Source organism: Achromobacter sp. 10T422 (genome assembly GCF_056394065.1).
Window position 1 is genome coordinate 74,446 of the sequence record NZ_JBFTHD010000003.1, and the last position, 16,276, is coordinate 90,721.

The following is a 16,276-nucleotide window of genomic DNA, read 5'->3' on the forward strand; positions in this document are numbered from 1 at the left end:
CACCCCGCCATTTGCAAAAAGAGAGGCGCCGGCATTATGGCAATTCTGAAACGCCTGGCCGAAACGGGCCGGCCTGCGGTGACCTTCACGCTTGACGGGCAAGCCTGCCGCGCCTTGGCTGGCGACACCGTGCTGACCGCCGTGCTGACCCAAGCCGACCGCGTGCGCCAGTCTGAATTCGGCGGCGGCCCGCGCGCGGGCTTCTGCATGATGGGCGCCTGCCAAGACTGCTGGATGCAGCTGGAAGACGGCTCGCGCGTGCGCGCCTGTTCCACCTTCATCGAACCCGGCATGCGCCTGCAAAGCACGCCGCTTGCGCCTGCCGCCGTGCCGGGTTCGTTATCGGCCGCAGCATGGCCGGAGGACGACGCAGCATGAGCATGATGATGCCTGTGATCGTGGGCGCCGGCCCCGCTGGCGTGCGCGCCGCGCAAGCGCTGGTGGCGCAAGGCCTGCGCCCCGTCATTCTGGACGAAGCCCCACGCGCCGGTGGCCAGATCTACCGCCAGCCTCCACCCGGATTCCAACGCGCGAAATCCGAGCTCTACGGGTTTGAACACCGCAAGGCCGATGCCGTGCACCGCACCATGGCCGACATATTGCCGCATGTGGACTACCGCCCCGGCAGCCTGGTGTGGAACGTGGAAGGCAAGACGCTGGACGTCTTGCAGGATGGCGTCAGCACGGCCGTGCCGTACACGCACCTGATCCTGGCCACGGGCGCGACGGATCGCGTGCTGCCCTTTCCCGGCTGGCTGACGCCCGGCGTCTACACCTTGGGCGGGTCGCAGGTGGCGCTGAAGTTCCAGGGCTGCGCCATCGGTTCGCGCGTGGTCTTCATGGGCACGGGGCCGTTGCTGTATCTGGTGGCGTATCAATACGCCAAGGCCGGCGCACAGGTGGCGGCGGTGCTGGATACCTCGCGCTTCACGGATCGGCTGGCGGCCTTGCCGGGCCTCATGCGCGCACCCGGTCTGCTGGCCAAGGGCCTGTACTACATGGCGTGGCTGCGCGCGCACGGCGTGCCGCTGCGTTCGGGCGTGCGGCCGGTGGCCGTGCAGGGCGACGCGCGCGTGATTGGGCTGAGCTATCGCCAGGGCGCGCGCCTGCACACCATTGATTGCGACGCCGTGGCCTATGGCCTGGCCTTGCGATCCGAAACGCAGCTGGCCAGCCTGGTCGGCTGCGCGTTCGAATTCAACGCCCGCGACCGCAACTGGACGCCACGGCGCGATGCCGCCGGACGCAGCAGCGTGCCGGGCGTTTACGTGGCGGGCGACGGCGCGGCCATCGGCGGCGCGGATGCCGCCGAACTTGCCGGCGAACGCGCCGCGCTGGCCTTGCTGGAAGACACAGGCCATTCGCACGACGCCGCGCGTGCGCGGGTGCTCGACGCACGGCTCGCCGCCAACAGCCGTGTGCGCACCGCGCTGGAACTCGCGTTCCCCTTCCCTGAAGATTGGGCGGCCAGCATTGCGGACGACACCGTCCTGTGCCGCTGCGAAGAAGTCACCGCCGGCACGCTGCGCCAAGCCGTGCGCGACACGGATGCGCAGGAACTGAATCGCGTCAAAGCATTGACGCGCGTCGGCATGGGACGCTGCCAGGGCCGCATGTGCGGCGCAGCGGCAGCGGAAGTGCTGGCGCACGCTTGCGGCCGATCCCCCGCCGACGTTGGCCGTTTGCGCAACCAGCCGCCCGTCAAACCCGTGCCGGTGCGCGTGGTGTGCCTGGAACGGCAAGAGAAGGTGTCGGCATGACGCAGCGCATTGATACCGAAGTGGCCATCATCGGCGGCGGCATTGTCGGCGGCAGCGCCGCCTTGTTCCTGCGCCGGCTAGGCGTACCCGTGGTGCTGCTGGAAGCCGCGCTGTGTGGCGCGCGCGCAAGCGGCGTGAACTACGGCGGCGTACGCCGCCAGGGCCGCGGGCTGGAACAGATGCCGCTGACGCGCCGCGCACATGAGCTATGGGGCCAGCTGCCATCGCTGATCGGCATCGATGGCGAATACGTGCGTTCCGGCCATCTGAAGCTGGCCGCCTCGGAAGCCGACATGGTGCTGCTGGAGGCATACCGCGAACGCACACGCGGCTTTGGCATGCACCTGGAAATGCTGGACCGCCGCGCGCTTGCGCAACGTTTCGGCTGGCTGGGCCAGGACGTCGCAGGCGGTTCGTTCTGCCCAGAAGACGGCCACGCCAACCCGCGTCTGGTGTCCCCTGCGTTCGGCCGGGCCGCGCGCGCATTGGGCGCTGATGTGCGCGAGGGCGCGCGCGTCACCTCCGCCGAACACGACGGCTCGCACTTCATCGTGCGCGCCGGCGATATCGAAGTGCGCTCGCGCTTCCTGCTCAATTGCGCGGGCGCCTGGGCGGGACGATTCGCTGAAAGCTTCGGCGAGCCGGTACCCGAGACCTCCATCCACCCGCTGATGATGGTGACCGAACCGCTGCCCGTGTTCATGAGCGTCAGCTTGGGCATACAAGGCGGCGGCATCTATGCCCGCCAGGTTGCGCGCGGCAACTGCGTCATCGGCGGCGGACGCGGCGTGTCGTCAGACCCCGACTTCGCAAGGCCCGGCCGCGCCGGCCTGGGTACGCTGATGGCCAACGCCACGAAGCTGCTGCCTGTGCTGCGCGGCGCGCAGGTCATCCGTTTCTGGACCGGCGTGGAAGGCAATATGCCCGACCACAATCCGGTGCTGGGCCCCAGCTCCACCGTGCCAGGCCTGTTCCACGCCTTCGGCCTGTCGGGCGCGGGCTTTCAGATCGGCCCCGCCGTGGGCGAAGTGCTGTCCGAATTGGTCGTGCGCGGCCAGTCCTCCATTCCTATCGATGCCTTCCGCATTGAACGATACGCGGTGGCCGCTCACGGCGCCGCGGCTCGGCCTGAGAGTGTTCGTGAGCAAACGCTGGAGTCACCATGATGGATAAGAAACAGGGCGCATCGCGCCTGAGCAAGGGGAAGTGGCTGCTGGGCGCGGCGATGATGACGTTGCTGTCTGCGGGCGCCATGGCGCAGCAGAAGACGTTGTACGTCGGCATGAACGGCGGCGACATGGAACGCGCCTTCACGCAGTACGTGTTCCCGGACTTCGAAAAGGCCAACAACGTGAAAATCGTTGTGGTGCCAGGCACGTCCACCGACGTGCTGGCCAAGGCGCAAGCCTACAAAGACAAGCCGCAGATGCACGTCATGTTCCTGGACGACGGCATCATGGCGCGCGCGATTTCAATGGGCCTGTGCGAACAGTTGAACGACGACCCCGTCCTGAAAGAGCTCTACCCCACTGCCGTGATGAAGGACCGCATGGCCGCCGGTATCGACATCGGCATGACGGGCCTGGGCTACAACACCAAGATGTTCGCCGACAAAGGCTGGGCGCCGCCCACGTCATGGATGGATCTGGCCGACCCCAAGTACAAGGGCAAAGTCGTATTCCAGTCGGCATCCGGCAGCACCTTCGGCCTGCACGGCTTCCTGATGTTCAACCGCATCCAGGGCGGCGACGACAAGAACTACGAACCCGGCTTCAAGAAATGGCCCGACACCATCGGCCCCAACGTACTGGAATACATCCCCAACTCGGCCAAGCTGGCCGAGATGATCCAGTCCAACGAAGCCGCCATCTTCCCGCTGACCCCCACCGCCATCGCCCGCTTGAAAAAGCGCGACATCCCCGTGGAATACGCACAGCCTAAAGAAGGCTCGGTGATCCTGATGGTGGGTGAATGCGTCATCGCCAAAAACAGCGAACCCGAGCTGTCGCAGAAACTGGCGCTGTACCTGCTGTCGGCCAGCGCGCAAGCCAAGGCGCTGGAAATGGGCGGCCACTTCCCGTCGAACAAAAACGTAAAGGCCCCCGCCGACAACGCCGAATCCCTCAAGCGCTTCCAGGGCTACATGGAAAACGCCAAGATCCTGGACTGGGACCAGATCAACACCGCACGCCCCGCCTTCAACGCCCGCTGGAACCGCACAGTGGAACGTTAAACAACGGGTCAAGATCTGGCACGGTGACAACGAAAACATTGCTAAGATCTTGCGGCGCGCCGCCTGTGGATAAGCCGCAGGCGCGCACCGCACACCGCGCAACACGCAACACGCAACACGCAGCGCGCACCACGCAGCACGCACCACGCAACACCCACCACGCTCCGGGCCTGCCCACGCCCGCACACAGGGAAGAACCAGCATGCGGCTCATCATCAACTCCGGCGGCCCCCAAGCCATAGACGAATGGCGCGCACAATTCCGCACATTCGCCCCGGCGCTGGACGTGGTGGGCTGGCATGAAAACGTCGACCCGGCCAGCATCGACTACGCCCTGGTCTGGGCGCCCGACGCCGGCCGGCTGGCCACCTTCCCCAACCTGAAACTCATCATCAGCGCAGGCGCCGGCGTCGACCACATCCTGGCCGACCCGCAACTGCCGCGCCACCTGTCCATCGCCCGCATGGTCACCAGCCGCACCCAGACCGAAATGGCCGAGTTCGTGCTGACCTCTGCGCTGATGCTCACCCGCGACATCAAACGCGTTGTCGACAACCAGGCGCGCCGCCACTGGGAAGTGTTCGACTCCCTGCGCGTTGCCGCCGACGTGCGCGTCGGCATCATGGGCCTGGGCCACCTGGGCGTCGCCAGTGCGCAATTGCTGTCACGCGTTGGCTTCCCCGTCAGCGGCTGGTCACGCGGCGCCAGCAAACTCGACGGCCTTCCGTCCTACGCCGGCCAAGACCAGTTCGGCGAGTTCCTCTCCAACACCGACCTGCTCGTCTGCCTGCTTCCCGCCACCGACGCGACCAAAGGCATCCTGAACGCCGCTACGCTATCGCAACTACCCCGCGGCGCCAGCCTGATCAACGCCGGCCGCGGCTCGCACATGGTGACGCAAGACGTCATCAACGCGTTGGACAGCGGCCAGCTGCACCAAGCCGTGCTCGACGTGTTTGAGCAAGAGCCCTTGCCCGAAGATTCCCCATTGTGGACGCAGCCCGGCATCATCATCACGCCGCATTGCGCGGCAATCCCCGATCGCAAAGAGCGCGCGCGTCATACGGCGTGGTTGATTGAAGCGAATGAGCGCGGCGAAGCCCTGCCGAATATCTTCGACCCGGTACGCGGATACTGAGTCACGCCGATAATGGGCCGCGCACCCCACATTTCGAACGCAACGCGACACCCCCAAAAATCGTCCAACCATCACCACGCGTAAGCCCCAAAAGGCCGCCCGCGCGGCCGGCCTGGGGCGGGCCCTGCAAGATCTTCCACCACACCCCGCCGTTGGCCAGAACCCCAAGCAAACGACTCGCCCCAGCTGACGTGAAATGTCCATTGACGGAGCGTGGGGTGACTGGGGCTGGTGGGGTGCGGGGAGTCGATAAGCCCGAGGGAATCTGAAGGAGGCGCCGCAGGCGCTGACGAAGATGACGACGGGGCAGTCCGGAGCGAAGGCTCCGGACCGCAATCGTTGACCCGCACCCCACCGGCCCCAGTCACCCCACGCGTCAAAAGAACACAAAAACAACAGCATCAACAACAGCAACAGCATCAGCAACAACAAAAAAAACCGCAAAATCTGCAAACCGCCCAAAGCTACATTGCCCTCCAAGGAGCCAGCATGAAGCCCGAAACCCGAACCCAATACGCCCAGCGCCTAACCCCCGTCCTGCACTGGCTAGCCGCCCACCCTGACGCCGACCCCGACCTGCACCAGCTCGCCGACTTGGCCTGCCTGTCGCCGTATCACTTTCACCGGGTCTACCGCGCCATGATGGGCGAAACGGTCAACGCCACCGTCCAGCGCCTTCGCATGCATCGCGCCGCGATCGCACTGGCTGGCACGGAGGACCCGCTACGCAACGTTGCGCAACGCGCCGGCTACGACTCCGACGCCGCGTTCAACCGCGCGTTTGGGAACGTATTTGGCATCTCTCCGGGCCGGTATCGGGCCGCCCGCTCCCAACCCTTCACCCCCAAGGAGCAAGCCATGTACCCCATCGACATCGAAACCTTCCCCGGCGCCACCCTCGCCGTCCTGCCCCATCGCGGCAGCTACCAAAACATCGGCACCACCTTCACCCGCGCCTTCATGCTGGCCGCAAGCCGAGGCATCGCCGCGCCTGAATCCATTGGCTTCGGCGTCTACTTCGATGACCCCGAACAAGTCCCGGAAAGCCAGCTGCGATCCCTTGCCGGCATGTCCGTGGCCCCCGACGCCGACCTGGGCAGCGAACTCGAACGCTTTGAAATTCCCGCCGGCCGCTGCGCCATCCTGACCTACACCGGCCCCTACAACGAAATGAGCAAACCCTACAACTGGATGTTCTCGGAATGGCTGCCCGCAAGCGGCATGACACCCGCCGACTTCCCCATGTTCGAGCAATACCTGAACGACCCCCGCACCACCCCGCCCGCGCAACTGCAAACCCGCATCTGCCTGCCCCTGAAATAGCGCCCCGCAAAAAGGCTACCCCAGCACGCCCGCCAGATACTGCCTGAGCCAGGCGTGCGCGGGGTCGTCCTGATAGCGCTCGTGCCAATACAGCGACACCGCAATCGGCGGCAACGTCAGCGGCACCTTCTGCGTCACAATCCGCGCCGCACCCGTCATCGCCTTCGCAATGCTGACCGGCATCGTCGCAATCAAATCTGAACCCTCAACAATGAACGGGCACACCAGATAACTCGACAGCGTTGCCACGATCTTGCGGCTGCGGTTCTGCCCCATCAGGATGCGGTCAATCGCCGTACTGAAGTACCGCGTATGCGCCGCCAGATCCAAATGGCCATAGCTCAGGTACGCATCCAGATTCCAACGCTTGCGCAAACAGGGATGGCCCTCGCGCACGATGCACACGGCAGGCTCCTGATACAGAAACCGCGTGCGCAAATCCGGCGCCGGGTCTGGAAAATAGCCCGCAATCAACTCCACATGATTCGTGTCCAGCATGCTCAAGCCATGCTGCGGCCGCGCCGGCACAATCTGCAGCTGAAAATGCGGCGCATCCACCGCCAGCCGGGGAATCAGCTTGGGCAGCAACGTGTACTGCACATAGTCCGTTGCATACAACGACAGCGTGCGCGAGGAATGCGCCGGGTCGAAAGCCTCTCGCGTGCGCGTTGCGCGATGCCACCCTTCCAACAGCGGCTTGAAATTCTGATGCAGCTCCAGCGCCCGCACCGTCGGCTGCCACGCCCCGCTCTCACGCACCAGCAAAGGGTCGCCAAACAACTGCCGCAGCCGGTTCATCGCCGCACTCATCGCCGGCTGGCTGATGTTCAGCTGCTCGGCCGCGCGCGACACATTGCGGCACGCCATCAAGGCATCGAAATGCAGAAGCAGATTCAGGTCCGGATTCTTCACGGCCGCGCACCTATAAATGGCAGTTATACAAATATAAACCTGTAGGACTGCTGTCATTCAATGCGCAGGCCTAGGATGGACCCGTTGTTGCAGCGAACCAAGGTCGGACACGCATGATCCGGCCACAAGGAAGTTCTATCAACAAGGGGAAACCAAGCCATGAACTCAGGGCTGATACGCAGTTGCTGCCGCATTGCCGCCGGGGTCGCGTTGTTTGCGGCCGCGGGTTCCGCCAGCGCCGCCTGGCCGGATAAAGTGATCCGCATCGTCGTGCCGTTTGCGGCGGGCGGGTCCACCGACCTGATTGCGCGCAAGGTGGCCGAAGGATTGGGCCAGCGCCTGTCCGCCAACGTCATCGTCGAAAACCGCCCCGGCGCAGGCGGCACTGTCGGCACCGAATACGTCGCCCGCCAGCCGGCCGACGGCTACACCATTCTGATGGGCTCGGTCAGCACGCACGGAAGCGCCCCATGCGTGTATTCCAAACTGCCCTACGACGCCGTCAAAGACTTCACCCCGCTGACGGTGGTGGCGACGATTCCCAACGTGATGTCGGTGAATCAATCGGTGCCCGCCAACACCCTGCAAGAGTTCGTGGCGCTGTTGAAGAAGGACCCTGAGAAATATTCCTTCGCCTCCAACGGCCAAGGCACGTCGAACCACCTGGCGGCCGAACTCTTCAAGACCACCGCTGGCGTGTCGATGGTGCACGTGCCGTATCGCGGTTCCGGTCCCGCGCTGATCGACCTGGTGGGCGGCCAGATCAACATGATGATGGACGTGGTGATGACGTCCTACCCCTACATCAAGGACGGCAAGCTCAAAGCCTTGGCGGTGACCTCGCCGCAGCGGTCGACGATGTTGCCCGACGTGCCCACCGTGTCGGAATCCGGTTACCCCGGCTACGAGGCCATGGTGTGGTTCGGCATGCTGGCGCCCGCCAGCTTGCCCGAGCCGCTGCGCCAAAAGCTCACTGACGGCCTGGTGCAAACCTTGCACGCGCCCGCCATGAAAACCTATCTGGAGCAGCAAGGCGCGCAGGTGTCAGACGTAGCCGGCCCCGCGTTCGGCACGATGATCAAAGACGAAATCAGCAAGTGGTGCCAGGTGGTCAAGAAGGCCGACATCCGTCTGGATTGATCGTCCCGCTCCACAACATTCTTTATTGGAAAGAACGATATGTATCGCATAGGGATAGACGTCGGAGGCACGTTTACCGATTTCACGATGATCGACGAGGACGCCGGCGTGGTGCACTTTCACAAAGTGCCTTCCACGCCGCACGACCCCTCGGAAGCCATCGCCACCGGTATCGGCCAGATGCTCACGGACCACGGCGTAGCGCCCTCGCAGGTGTCGCACGTGGGGCATGGCACCACAGTCGCCACCAACCTCATCATTGAACGCAAGGGCGCGCGTGTTGGGCTGATCACCACGCGCGGCTTTCGCGACGTGCTCGAAATTGGCCGGCAGACGCGCCCGCATTTGTATGACTACAGCGTGGGCAAGCCGCCCGTTGCCGTGCCGCGCGAGTTTCGCGTGGAAGTCGACGAACGCGTGAATGCCGCCGGTGACGTGCTGACGCCGCTGAATGATGAGCAGGTGCTGGCGGCGGCGAAGCAGTTCGCCGCCGCCGGTATCGAAGCCGTCACGATCTGCTTTCTGCATGCCTACCGCAACCCTGAACACGAGCGGCGCGCGGCGCGCATCGTGGCGGAAGTCATGCCGGATGCCTACATCAGCCAGTCGTCGGATGTGCTGCCGGAATTTCGCGAATACGAACGCCTGTCCACCACCGTGCTGAACGCGGCTGTGGGCCCGAAGATGGCGCGCTATCTTGAACGCTTCCTGCAACGGGTGCGCGATCTGGATATCAGCCACGAACCGCACACCATCCATTCCAACGGCGGCCTGATGTCGATTGCCACCGTGCGCCAATATCCAGTGCGGACGTGTTTGTCCGGGCCGGCGGCGGGCGTGGTGGGCGCGGCGGCCGTGGGGCGCGCCATCGGCAGCCTGAATCTTGTCACCTTCGACGTGGGCGGCACCAGCACCGACGTGTCCTTGGTGTGCGACGGCCGCCCGCTGTTTACCTCGCATCGTCATGTGGCGGGCTACCCGGTGAAGACGCCGATGGTGGATATCCATGTGATTGGCGCGGGCGGCGGCAGCATTGCGTGGCTGGATGACGCCGGCGCATTGAAGGTAGGCCCGCACAGCGCGGGCGCGGTGCCGGGGCCGGTGGGCTATGGCCGCGGCGGTCAGGAGCCAACCATCACCGATGCCGAGATCGCGCTGCAACGCTTGAACCCGGTCGCGTTGTTGAACGGCCGCATGCCCGTGCATGCGGAAGCGGCGCGCCGTGTGATTGAACAACGCGTGGCCGAACCGTTGGGCCTGGACCGCGAAGCCGCAGCCGAAGGCATTCTGCGCATTGCCGCAGCGAACATGAGCCGCGCCATCCGCGCCGTGTCCACCGAGCGCGGCTATGACTTGTCGCGCTTCGCGCTCTACGCCTACGGCGGCGCGGGGCCATTGCACGCCGTCGAAGTGGCCGAGGAATGCGGCATTCCTGTCGTCATCGTGCCGCAGGAACCCGGCACGATGTGCGCACGCGGCATCTTGCTAAGCGACATCTCGTTTGACTTCGTGCAAAGCGAAATCTCGCTGGCAAGCGAGGCGGCCTGGCCCGCGATCTCAACCCTTTTCGACGGGTTGCGCACGCAGGCGCAGAACTGGCTGGACGACGAGCGTGTGGACCCCGCGTTGCGGGTCTGCCACAGCGCCATCGACGCGCGCTACGAAGGCCAGAACTTTGAAGTGCAGGTCAGCCTGGACGATACGGGCGCGGGCGGCTACGCCGAATTTGCGCGCCGCTTCGCTGAAGCACACGAGCGCGAATACGGCTACACCGTCGACGACCGCAACGTGCAGATCATCAACTGCCGCATGCAGGCCGTGGGCCAGGTGGTCAAGGCCCCGCTTGCGCCGCGCCATATCGGCGGGGTGCTGGAAGACGCCAGGCTGGGCGTACGCAAGGCGTACTTCGGCGCCGAACACGGCTGGCGTGAAACGCCGGTGTACGACCGCGACCGCGTGCCAACCGGCGCCCGCTTCACCGGCCCCGCGCTGCTGGAAGAAATGAGCTCGACCACCGTGGTGGGCGTGGGCCAGCACGTCAGCGTGGACGAATACGGCAACCTGATCATCCGTTTGCAAGGAGGCTTGAATGACTAAGCCCAACCCTCACGACGCCGGCGCGGCACTGGCCGACCCCATCGGCATGGAAGTGTTCTGCAACCGCCTGCTGTCCATCACCGAAGACATGAACAACACGCTCGTGCGCGCGTCGTTCTCCACCAACATCAAGGAACGCAAGGACTGCTCCGTCGCACTGTTTGATGCGGCTGGCAGGCTGGTGGCGCAAGGCACGCAGATTCCGTTGCACCTGGGGTCGCTGGATGGCGCAATGGGCGCGATTCTGCGCTCGTACAAGGCCGACGACATCCGCGAAGGCGATGTCTTCATCTGCAATGACCCGTACCTGGCGGACGGCAGCCATCTGCCCGACATCAACATCGTCACGCCCGTATTCTGGGACGGCGTGCTGCGCTTTTTCGCCGCCAACATTGCGCACCATTCGGATGTGGGCGGCGCGGTGCCGGGGTCGATCGCGGGTGGCTTGAAATCCATTTTTGAAGAAGGCATACGCATTCCCGCGTGCCGCATCGCCAAGCACGGCGAGACCGACGAAGACATGCTGCGCCTGATCTGCGCCAACACCCGCGACCCGGAAGAACGCGTGCTGGACTTGCGCGTGCAGATGGCCACCAACCGCCGGGGCGCGGCCGCTGTGCAAGGCCTGATCCGCCAGATGGGGCTGGATGCGGTGCTGCGTTCGGTTGACGACGTCATCGCGTATACGCGCCGACGCCTGCTCAATCGCATCGCTGAATTGCGCCAGGGCAGCTACACGTTCCGCAGCGATCTGGACGACGACGGCATGGGTGGCGACCCGGTGCCGATACAAGTCACGCTGACCGTGAACCCCGACAATCTGCACTTCGATTTCGAAGGCTCGGGCAAGCAGGCGCGTGGCGCGATGAACCTGCCCTTCAACGCCTTGCGCGCTTGCGTGTACTACGCCGTGAAAGCGCTGCTTGACCCGGATCTTGCGCCGAATGCGGGCTTGTTCGATCCCATCTCGGTGTCGGCGCCGGTGGGCACGATTACCAACCCGGAACATCCGGCGGCAGTGGGCGCGCGGTCGATCACGGCGCAGAAAGTGGCGGGCGCCATCTTCGGTGCGTTTCGTGGTTTGCTGCCGCCGGAAAAGACCATGGCGTCCAGCAACGACTGCTGCCCTGCCATTGTGTTTTCAGGCCGCTGGCGCGAACGCGCCGGGCACTTCGTGTATCTGGAAACGTTGGGCGGCGGCGCGGGTGCGCGCTTTGATGCCGATGGCATGGACGCGGTGCATGTGCACATGACCAACACGTCGAACCTGCCGGTGGAAGCGCTGGAAAACGAGTACCCGCTGATGATGGACGAGTACGCGATGATTCCGGATTCGGGCGGCGCGGGCCGCACACGCGGCGGGCTGGCGATTGCCAAGCAGATTCGCGCGGTGGGGCCGGGCATCGTGTTCTCGGCGCGATCGGACAGCCATACGGTAGGCGTCGCAGCCGGGGTGGACGGCGGCGGTGACGGACGCCGTGCGCGCCTGATCCGCAACTTCGGCACGCCCCAGGCGGAAGAACTGTTTTCGAAGACGGCGAACATCGCGTTGGCGCCGGGTGACAGCGTGCGGATTGAAACCCCGGGCGGTGGCGGTTACGGCGCGCCTGCCGAGCGGTTGCGCACCCGTATCGAGCAAGATCTGGCGGATGGAAAGATCAGCGCCGAGGCCGCTAGAAAGGACTATGGCGCTGTGCAGGGCGCTGTCTAGGGCTCGGCAGCCCAGTTACCCCACGTTGAGCGTCATCGAGTATTTCATCTTGTCGTGCGGGAACGTGGTGATGGTGGCAAGCAGCAGCAGGCCGCCTTCGCCGTAGTAGCGGCGGGTAATGACAAAGCCCGCCGTCTTGGGTTCAACCTTGAGTTGCTTGGCGATCGTCGCGTTGATGGGCGTGGCCGAGAACTCCTGGTTGACCTCGGTGATGCGGTCGCCAAAGTGGTCTTCGATCAGGCGCAAGAGCGAGATGCGCGACTTGACCTCGACGCGCACATCCGAGTGTTCGGGGTCGGCGTAGATCAGCGTGCTGGCGGCGGCGGTGTCCGGGTCGTCAAGGGTCTTGATGGAGTTGATGTGCAGCCAGGATTTATCGGCCGAGCAGCCCAGCGCTTCGGCCAGCCGCTTGGGCAGCTTGATGGTGCGCACGTCTTGCACCAGCAGCGCGGCGTTGCGCGCGTATTGCAGCAGGTCAGGAAACTGCGAAATACGCTGCGTGAAGCGGGTGCTGGCACGGGCGGTTTCCACGCGAGTGCCGACGCCGGGGCGGCGCGACACCATGCCCGCCACGGTCAGCATGCGGATCGCTTCGCGAATGGTGTGGCGGCTGGCGTTGAACTGATCGCAAAGCTCGTGTTCGGTCGGCAGCAGCGTCATGACGGGGTAGCGGCCGGCGCTGATGTCTTGGGACAGCGTCTGGAAAATGCTCTTGTAACGGGGGCCGCTGGCGTCGGCATCCGGCGCGTGCGATTCCGGTTTGCCGCGCGCCTGCCGTGCTCCGCCAGGGCCCGCGGCGCGCTCGGAGGATCGGGTCATCGGGAGGCTCCTTGAATTGTTATATGGGGTTTGTACGGACAATAACCGATTGACAGCGGTGTCTTGTGGGATTCATTATTTGTCCGGACATTCATGTACGGACAAAGTGTACCAACAATTCGGGGGTTCTCATGGGCAAGGTACTTGCAGTGATCGTGGCGGCGACGGTGGCAGCCGGACTCAGCGCCAATGCAGCAGCGCAGCAGAAGTTGGTGGTGGCCGGTTACGGCGGCTCGTTCGAAGACATCATGCGTAAAGACATCTTCCCGCCCTTCGCCAAGCAGCACGGCGTCGAGCTGGACTATGTGGCGGGCAACTCCACCAACACGGTGGCGCGCCTGCAAGCGCAGAAAAGCAATCAGCAGATTGACGTCGCCATCATTGATGACGGCCCCATGTACCAGGCCATTGCGCTGGGCTTCTGCGCCCCGATCACGGGCCTGCCCGCCGACGACATCTACAGCACCGCACGCTACAAGGATGACAAGGCCGTCGCCATCGGCATCGTGGCCACCGGCATCATGTACAACAAGAAAGTCTTCGATGAAAAGAAATGGGCCCCGCCCACGTCGTGGAAAGATTTGAAGGACCCCAAATACAAGAAGCAGCTGGTGGTGCCGCCGCTGAACAACACCTACGGCTTGCACGCGCTGGTGGAATACGCCCGCGAAGGCGGCGGCAGCGAAAAGAAGATCGACGCGGGTTTCACCACGTTCAAGAACGAGGTCGGCCCCAACGTACTGGTCTATGAACCGTCGCCCGGCAAGATGACCGAGCTGTTCTCCAGCGGCCAGGCCGTGATTTCCGTGTGGGGCAGCGGCCGCGCGAAGGCGTTCGCCGACACCGGCTTCCCGGTGGGCTTCGTGTATCCGCAGGAAGGCGCTTACGCCCTGCTGTCGTCGGTGTGCCCGATCGCCAAGGCCAGCCCCAACCCGGTTGCGCAAGCCTTCGTGCAGTACCTGGTGACGCCCGAGGTGCAACAGAAACTGGCGTCGGCCTACGGCTATGGCCCGGTCAACAAGAAAGCCAAGATCGAGGATGACCCGCGCGTGCCGCTGCCGATTGGCAAGCGTGCTGCGGACCTGATCGTGATCGATTGGGACACGGTGAACCAGAACCGCGACGATTGGAACAAGCGCTGGACGCGGGAAATCGAGCGCTGACGCGCAGCCGGCAGTGAAAACGGGGCGGCGCACCGCGCCGCCCACGGGAGCTTTCATGACCTATCTAGTGTTGAACCGCCTGAGCAAGCGCTATGGCGACACGACTGCCGTCGAAGAGCTGAGCCTGTCGGTAAACCGGGGCGAATTCATTTCGCTGCTGGGGCCTTCCGGCTGCGGCAAGACCACCACGCTGCAAATGATTGCGGGCTTTGTCGAACCCACGGGCGGCAGCATCGTGCTGGATGGCCGCGACGTCAGCCGCGTGCCGGCCAACAAGCGCGGCCTGGGCCTGGTGTTTCAGAACTACGCCTTGTTCCCGCATATGACCGCTTCTGAAAACGTGTCGTTTGGCCTGGAGATGCAGCGGGTGAAGAAGGACGAGCGCGAGGCGCGCGTGGCGGAAGCGTTGAAGCTGGTGGGCTTGTCGCATCTGGCTGACCGCCATCCGGCGCGCATGTCCGGCGGGCAGCAGCAGCGCGTGGCGTTGGCGCGCGCGCTGGTCATCCGCCCCAGCGTGCTGTTGCTGGATGAGCCGCTGTCGAACCTGGACGCCAAGCTGCGCGAGGAAATGCAGCTGGAGCTGCGCAGCATTCAACGCACCATCGGCACCACCACGATTCTGGTGACGCACGATCAGTCCGAAGCGCTGGCCTTGTCGGACCGCATCGTGGTGATGAACCAGGGCCGCGTGGAACAGGTGGCGGAACCGTTCCAGGCCTATGAAGGGCCGGCCAGCCATTTCGTCGGCGGCTTTTTGGGCAAAGCGAATGTGTTCACGCCGCAGTCCGAGCAGTACAACGATGAAACGCGCGCCCGCGTGGGCGAAGCGCATATCTCGATGGACGGCGCGCCCGTGCCGCAGGGCGCGGTGATTGTGCGGCCCGAGAAGATCCTGTTTTCTGAGCCCGCAGCCTGTGCCCTGCCCGGCCGCATGAAGACGCGCGTGTTCCAGGGCAACCACTGGTTGTGCCAGGTGGAAACATCCGTGGGCGAAGTCATGGTGATCCGGCAGAACGACGGCGTGCCGGTGCCGGCCGAAGGCGAGACCGTGCACCTGCGCTGGCGCGCGCAGGACATGTGTGTGGTGGCGGCCGCGCCGCAAGGCCGCGCGTCATGAGCGCGCGCGCCAACCCTTGGGTGCTGAGCGCGCCAGCGCTGGTGGTGTACGCCACCTTTCTGGTGGTGCCGATGGCGCTGGTGTTCCTGATCAGTTTCTTTGACTTCCAGTTCTATGGCGGCATGCAGGCCACGTTCACGTGGAAGAACTACATCGAGATCCTGACTGACGGCTACTACTACGAGATCTACGCCCGCACGTTCGGCGTCGCCGCCGCCGTGACGCTAGCCTGCCTGGTGCTGGGCACGGCCGAGGCCTACGTGCTGTCGCGCATGGCCAATCCGTGGAAAGGCCTGTTCCTGATGGTGGTGCTAGGCCCGTTGCTGATTTCGGTGGTGGTGCGCACCTTGGGCTGGGCGCTGCTGTTTGGTTCGACGGGCTTGATCAACAAGGCGTTGATGGGAATCGGCATCATCTCAACGCCGGTGGACCTGATGTACAGCAATTTGGGCGTGGCCATTGCGCTCACGCACGTGCTGGTGCCATTCATGGTGATCTCGGTATGGGCGTCGTTGCAGCGGATCAACCCGTCAACGGAAGCCGCGGCCCTGTCATTGGGCGCATCGCAATTCACGGTGATCCGCCGCGTGATCGTGCCGCAAGTCATGCCGGGCATTTTATCGGGCGCGATCATGGTGTTTGCGATGGCGGCAAGCTCGTTCGCCACGCCGGCCATCATCGGCGGACGCCGCCTGAAGAACGTGGCCACGGCCGCCTACGACGAATTCCTGAACACGCTGAACTGGCCGCTGGGCGCGGCGCTGGCGGTCGTGCTGCTGCTGGCGACCGTGGTGGTGCTGCTGTCGGCCAACCGGATCATCGAGCGCAAGTACGGTGCCGTCTTCAACCAGGCCGGAGGCTGA

14 protein-coding genes are annotated in these 16,276 nt (G+C 64.6%); 12 read left to right on the top strand and 2 right to left on the bottom strand.

Going from position 1 to position 16,276, the window contains the following annotated elements:
• Positions 1-36: 36 nt before the first annotated feature.
• The 6 genes from AC1DB0_RS07980 (at position 37) to AC1DB0_RS08005 (ending at position 6,454) form a co-directional block, all read left to right on the top strand.
• Positions 37-378 (top strand): (2Fe-2S)-binding protein, encoded by a 342-nt coding sequence (locus tag AC1DB0_RS07980; RefSeq protein ID WP_054420916.1) that lies wholly within the window; start codon positions 37-39, stop codon positions 376-378.
• The gene (locus AC1DB0_RS07985; protein WP_476757325.1) at positions 375-1,760 is read left to right on the top strand and encodes an FAD/NAD(P)-dependent oxidoreductase; all 1,386 of its coding nucleotides are present in this window, start codon (positions 375-377) and stop codon (positions 1,758-1,760) included. Before AC1DB0_RS07980 ends, AC1DB0_RS07985 begins: the two co-directional genes overlap by 4 nt.
• Positions 1,757-2,926, top strand: a complete 1,170-nt coding sequence (locus AC1DB0_RS07990) for an NAD(P)/FAD-dependent oxidoreductase (RefSeq protein ID WP_054420918.1) — start codon at positions 1,757-1,759, stop codon at positions 2,924-2,926. Before AC1DB0_RS07985 ends, AC1DB0_RS07990 begins: the two co-directional genes overlap by 4 nt.
• Entirely contained in the window at positions 2,923-3,993 is a 1,071-nt protein-coding gene (locus AC1DB0_RS07995) for an ABC transporter substrate-binding protein (RefSeq protein WP_054420919.1), read from the top strand. The genes AC1DB0_RS07990 and AC1DB0_RS07995 overlap by 4 nt, the downstream gene beginning before the upstream one ends.
• Positions 3,994-4,195: 202 nt before the next feature.
• A complete protein-coding gene (locus AC1DB0_RS08000) occupies positions 4,196-5,131 on the top strand; it encodes a 2-hydroxyacid dehydrogenase (RefSeq protein ID WP_476757326.1) in 936 nt (311 codons plus the stop codon).
• A 489-nt stretch (positions 5,132-5,620) separates the two neighbouring features.
• On the top strand, positions 5,621-6,454 hold the full coding sequence (locus AC1DB0_RS08005; RefSeq protein ID WP_476757327.1) for an AraC family transcriptional regulator: 834 nt from the start codon (positions 5,621-5,623) through the stop codon (positions 6,452-6,454).
• Positions 6,455-6,469: 15 nt separating this feature from the next.
• Here AC1DB0_RS08005 and AC1DB0_RS08010 read toward each other — a convergent pair whose 3' ends face one another.
• Positions 6,470-7,366: a LysR family transcriptional regulator gene (locus AC1DB0_RS08010; protein ID WP_245636238.1), complete on the bottom strand. Its 897-nt coding sequence runs from the start codon at positions 7,364-7,366 to the stop codon at positions 6,470-6,472.
• Positions 7,367-7,525: 159 nt separating this feature from the next.
• Between AC1DB0_RS08010 and AC1DB0_RS08015 the strand changes: the two genes are divergently transcribed.
• Genes AC1DB0_RS08015 through AC1DB0_RS08025 form a run of 3 tightly spaced genes read left to right on the top strand, consistent with a single transcriptional unit; the run spans position 7,526 to position 12,314 of the window.
• Complete coding sequence (locus tag AC1DB0_RS08015; RefSeq protein ID WP_476757328.1) at positions 7,526-8,506, top strand: Bug family tripartite tricarboxylate transporter substrate binding protein; 981 nt, start codon at positions 7,526-7,528, stop codon at positions 8,504-8,506.
• 39 nt (positions 8,507-8,545) lie between these two features.
• On the top strand, positions 8,546-10,603 hold the full coding sequence (locus AC1DB0_RS08020; RefSeq protein WP_476757329.1) for a hydantoinase/oxoprolinase family protein: 2,058 nt from the start codon (positions 8,546-8,548) through the stop codon (positions 10,601-10,603).
• Positions 10,596-12,314: a hydantoinase B/oxoprolinase family protein gene (locus AC1DB0_RS08025; RefSeq protein ID WP_476757330.1), complete on the top strand. Its 1,719-nt coding sequence runs from the start codon at positions 10,596-10,598 to the stop codon at positions 12,312-12,314. Before AC1DB0_RS08020 ends, AC1DB0_RS08025 begins: the two co-directional genes overlap by 8 nt.
• 15 nt (positions 12,315-12,329) lie before the next feature.
• On the opposite strand, the gene AC1DB0_RS08030 is transcribed toward AC1DB0_RS08025, so the two are convergent.
• Positions 12,330-13,133 (bottom strand): GntR family transcriptional regulator, encoded by an 804-nt coding sequence (locus AC1DB0_RS08030; protein WP_054420925.1) that lies wholly within the window; start codon positions 13,131-13,133, stop codon positions 12,330-12,332.
• Positions 13,134-13,264: 131 nt separating this feature from the next.
• On the opposite strand from AC1DB0_RS08030, the gene AC1DB0_RS08035 reads away from it, so the two are divergent.
• Genes AC1DB0_RS08035 through AC1DB0_RS08045 form a run of 3 tightly spaced genes read left to right on the top strand, consistent with a single transcriptional unit; the run spans position 13,265 to position 16,276 of the window.
• The gene (locus AC1DB0_RS08035) at positions 13,265-14,296 is read left to right on the top strand and encodes an ABC transporter substrate-binding protein (protein ID WP_054420926.1); all 1,032 of its coding nucleotides are present in this window, start codon (positions 13,265-13,267) and stop codon (positions 14,294-14,296) included.
• Positions 14,297-14,351: 55 nt separating this feature from the next.
• Positions 14,352-15,413 (top strand): ABC transporter ATP-binding protein, encoded by a 1,062-nt coding sequence (locus AC1DB0_RS08040; protein ID WP_054420927.1) that lies wholly within the window; start codon positions 14,352-14,354, stop codon positions 15,411-15,413.
• Positions 15,410-16,276 carry an ABC transporter permease gene (locus AC1DB0_RS08045; RefSeq protein WP_054421374.1) on the top strand — a complete coding sequence of 289 codons (867 nt, stop codon included), beginning with the start codon at positions 15,410-15,412 and terminating at the stop codon, positions 16,274-16,276. The genes AC1DB0_RS08040 and AC1DB0_RS08045 overlap by 4 nt, the downstream gene beginning before the upstream one ends.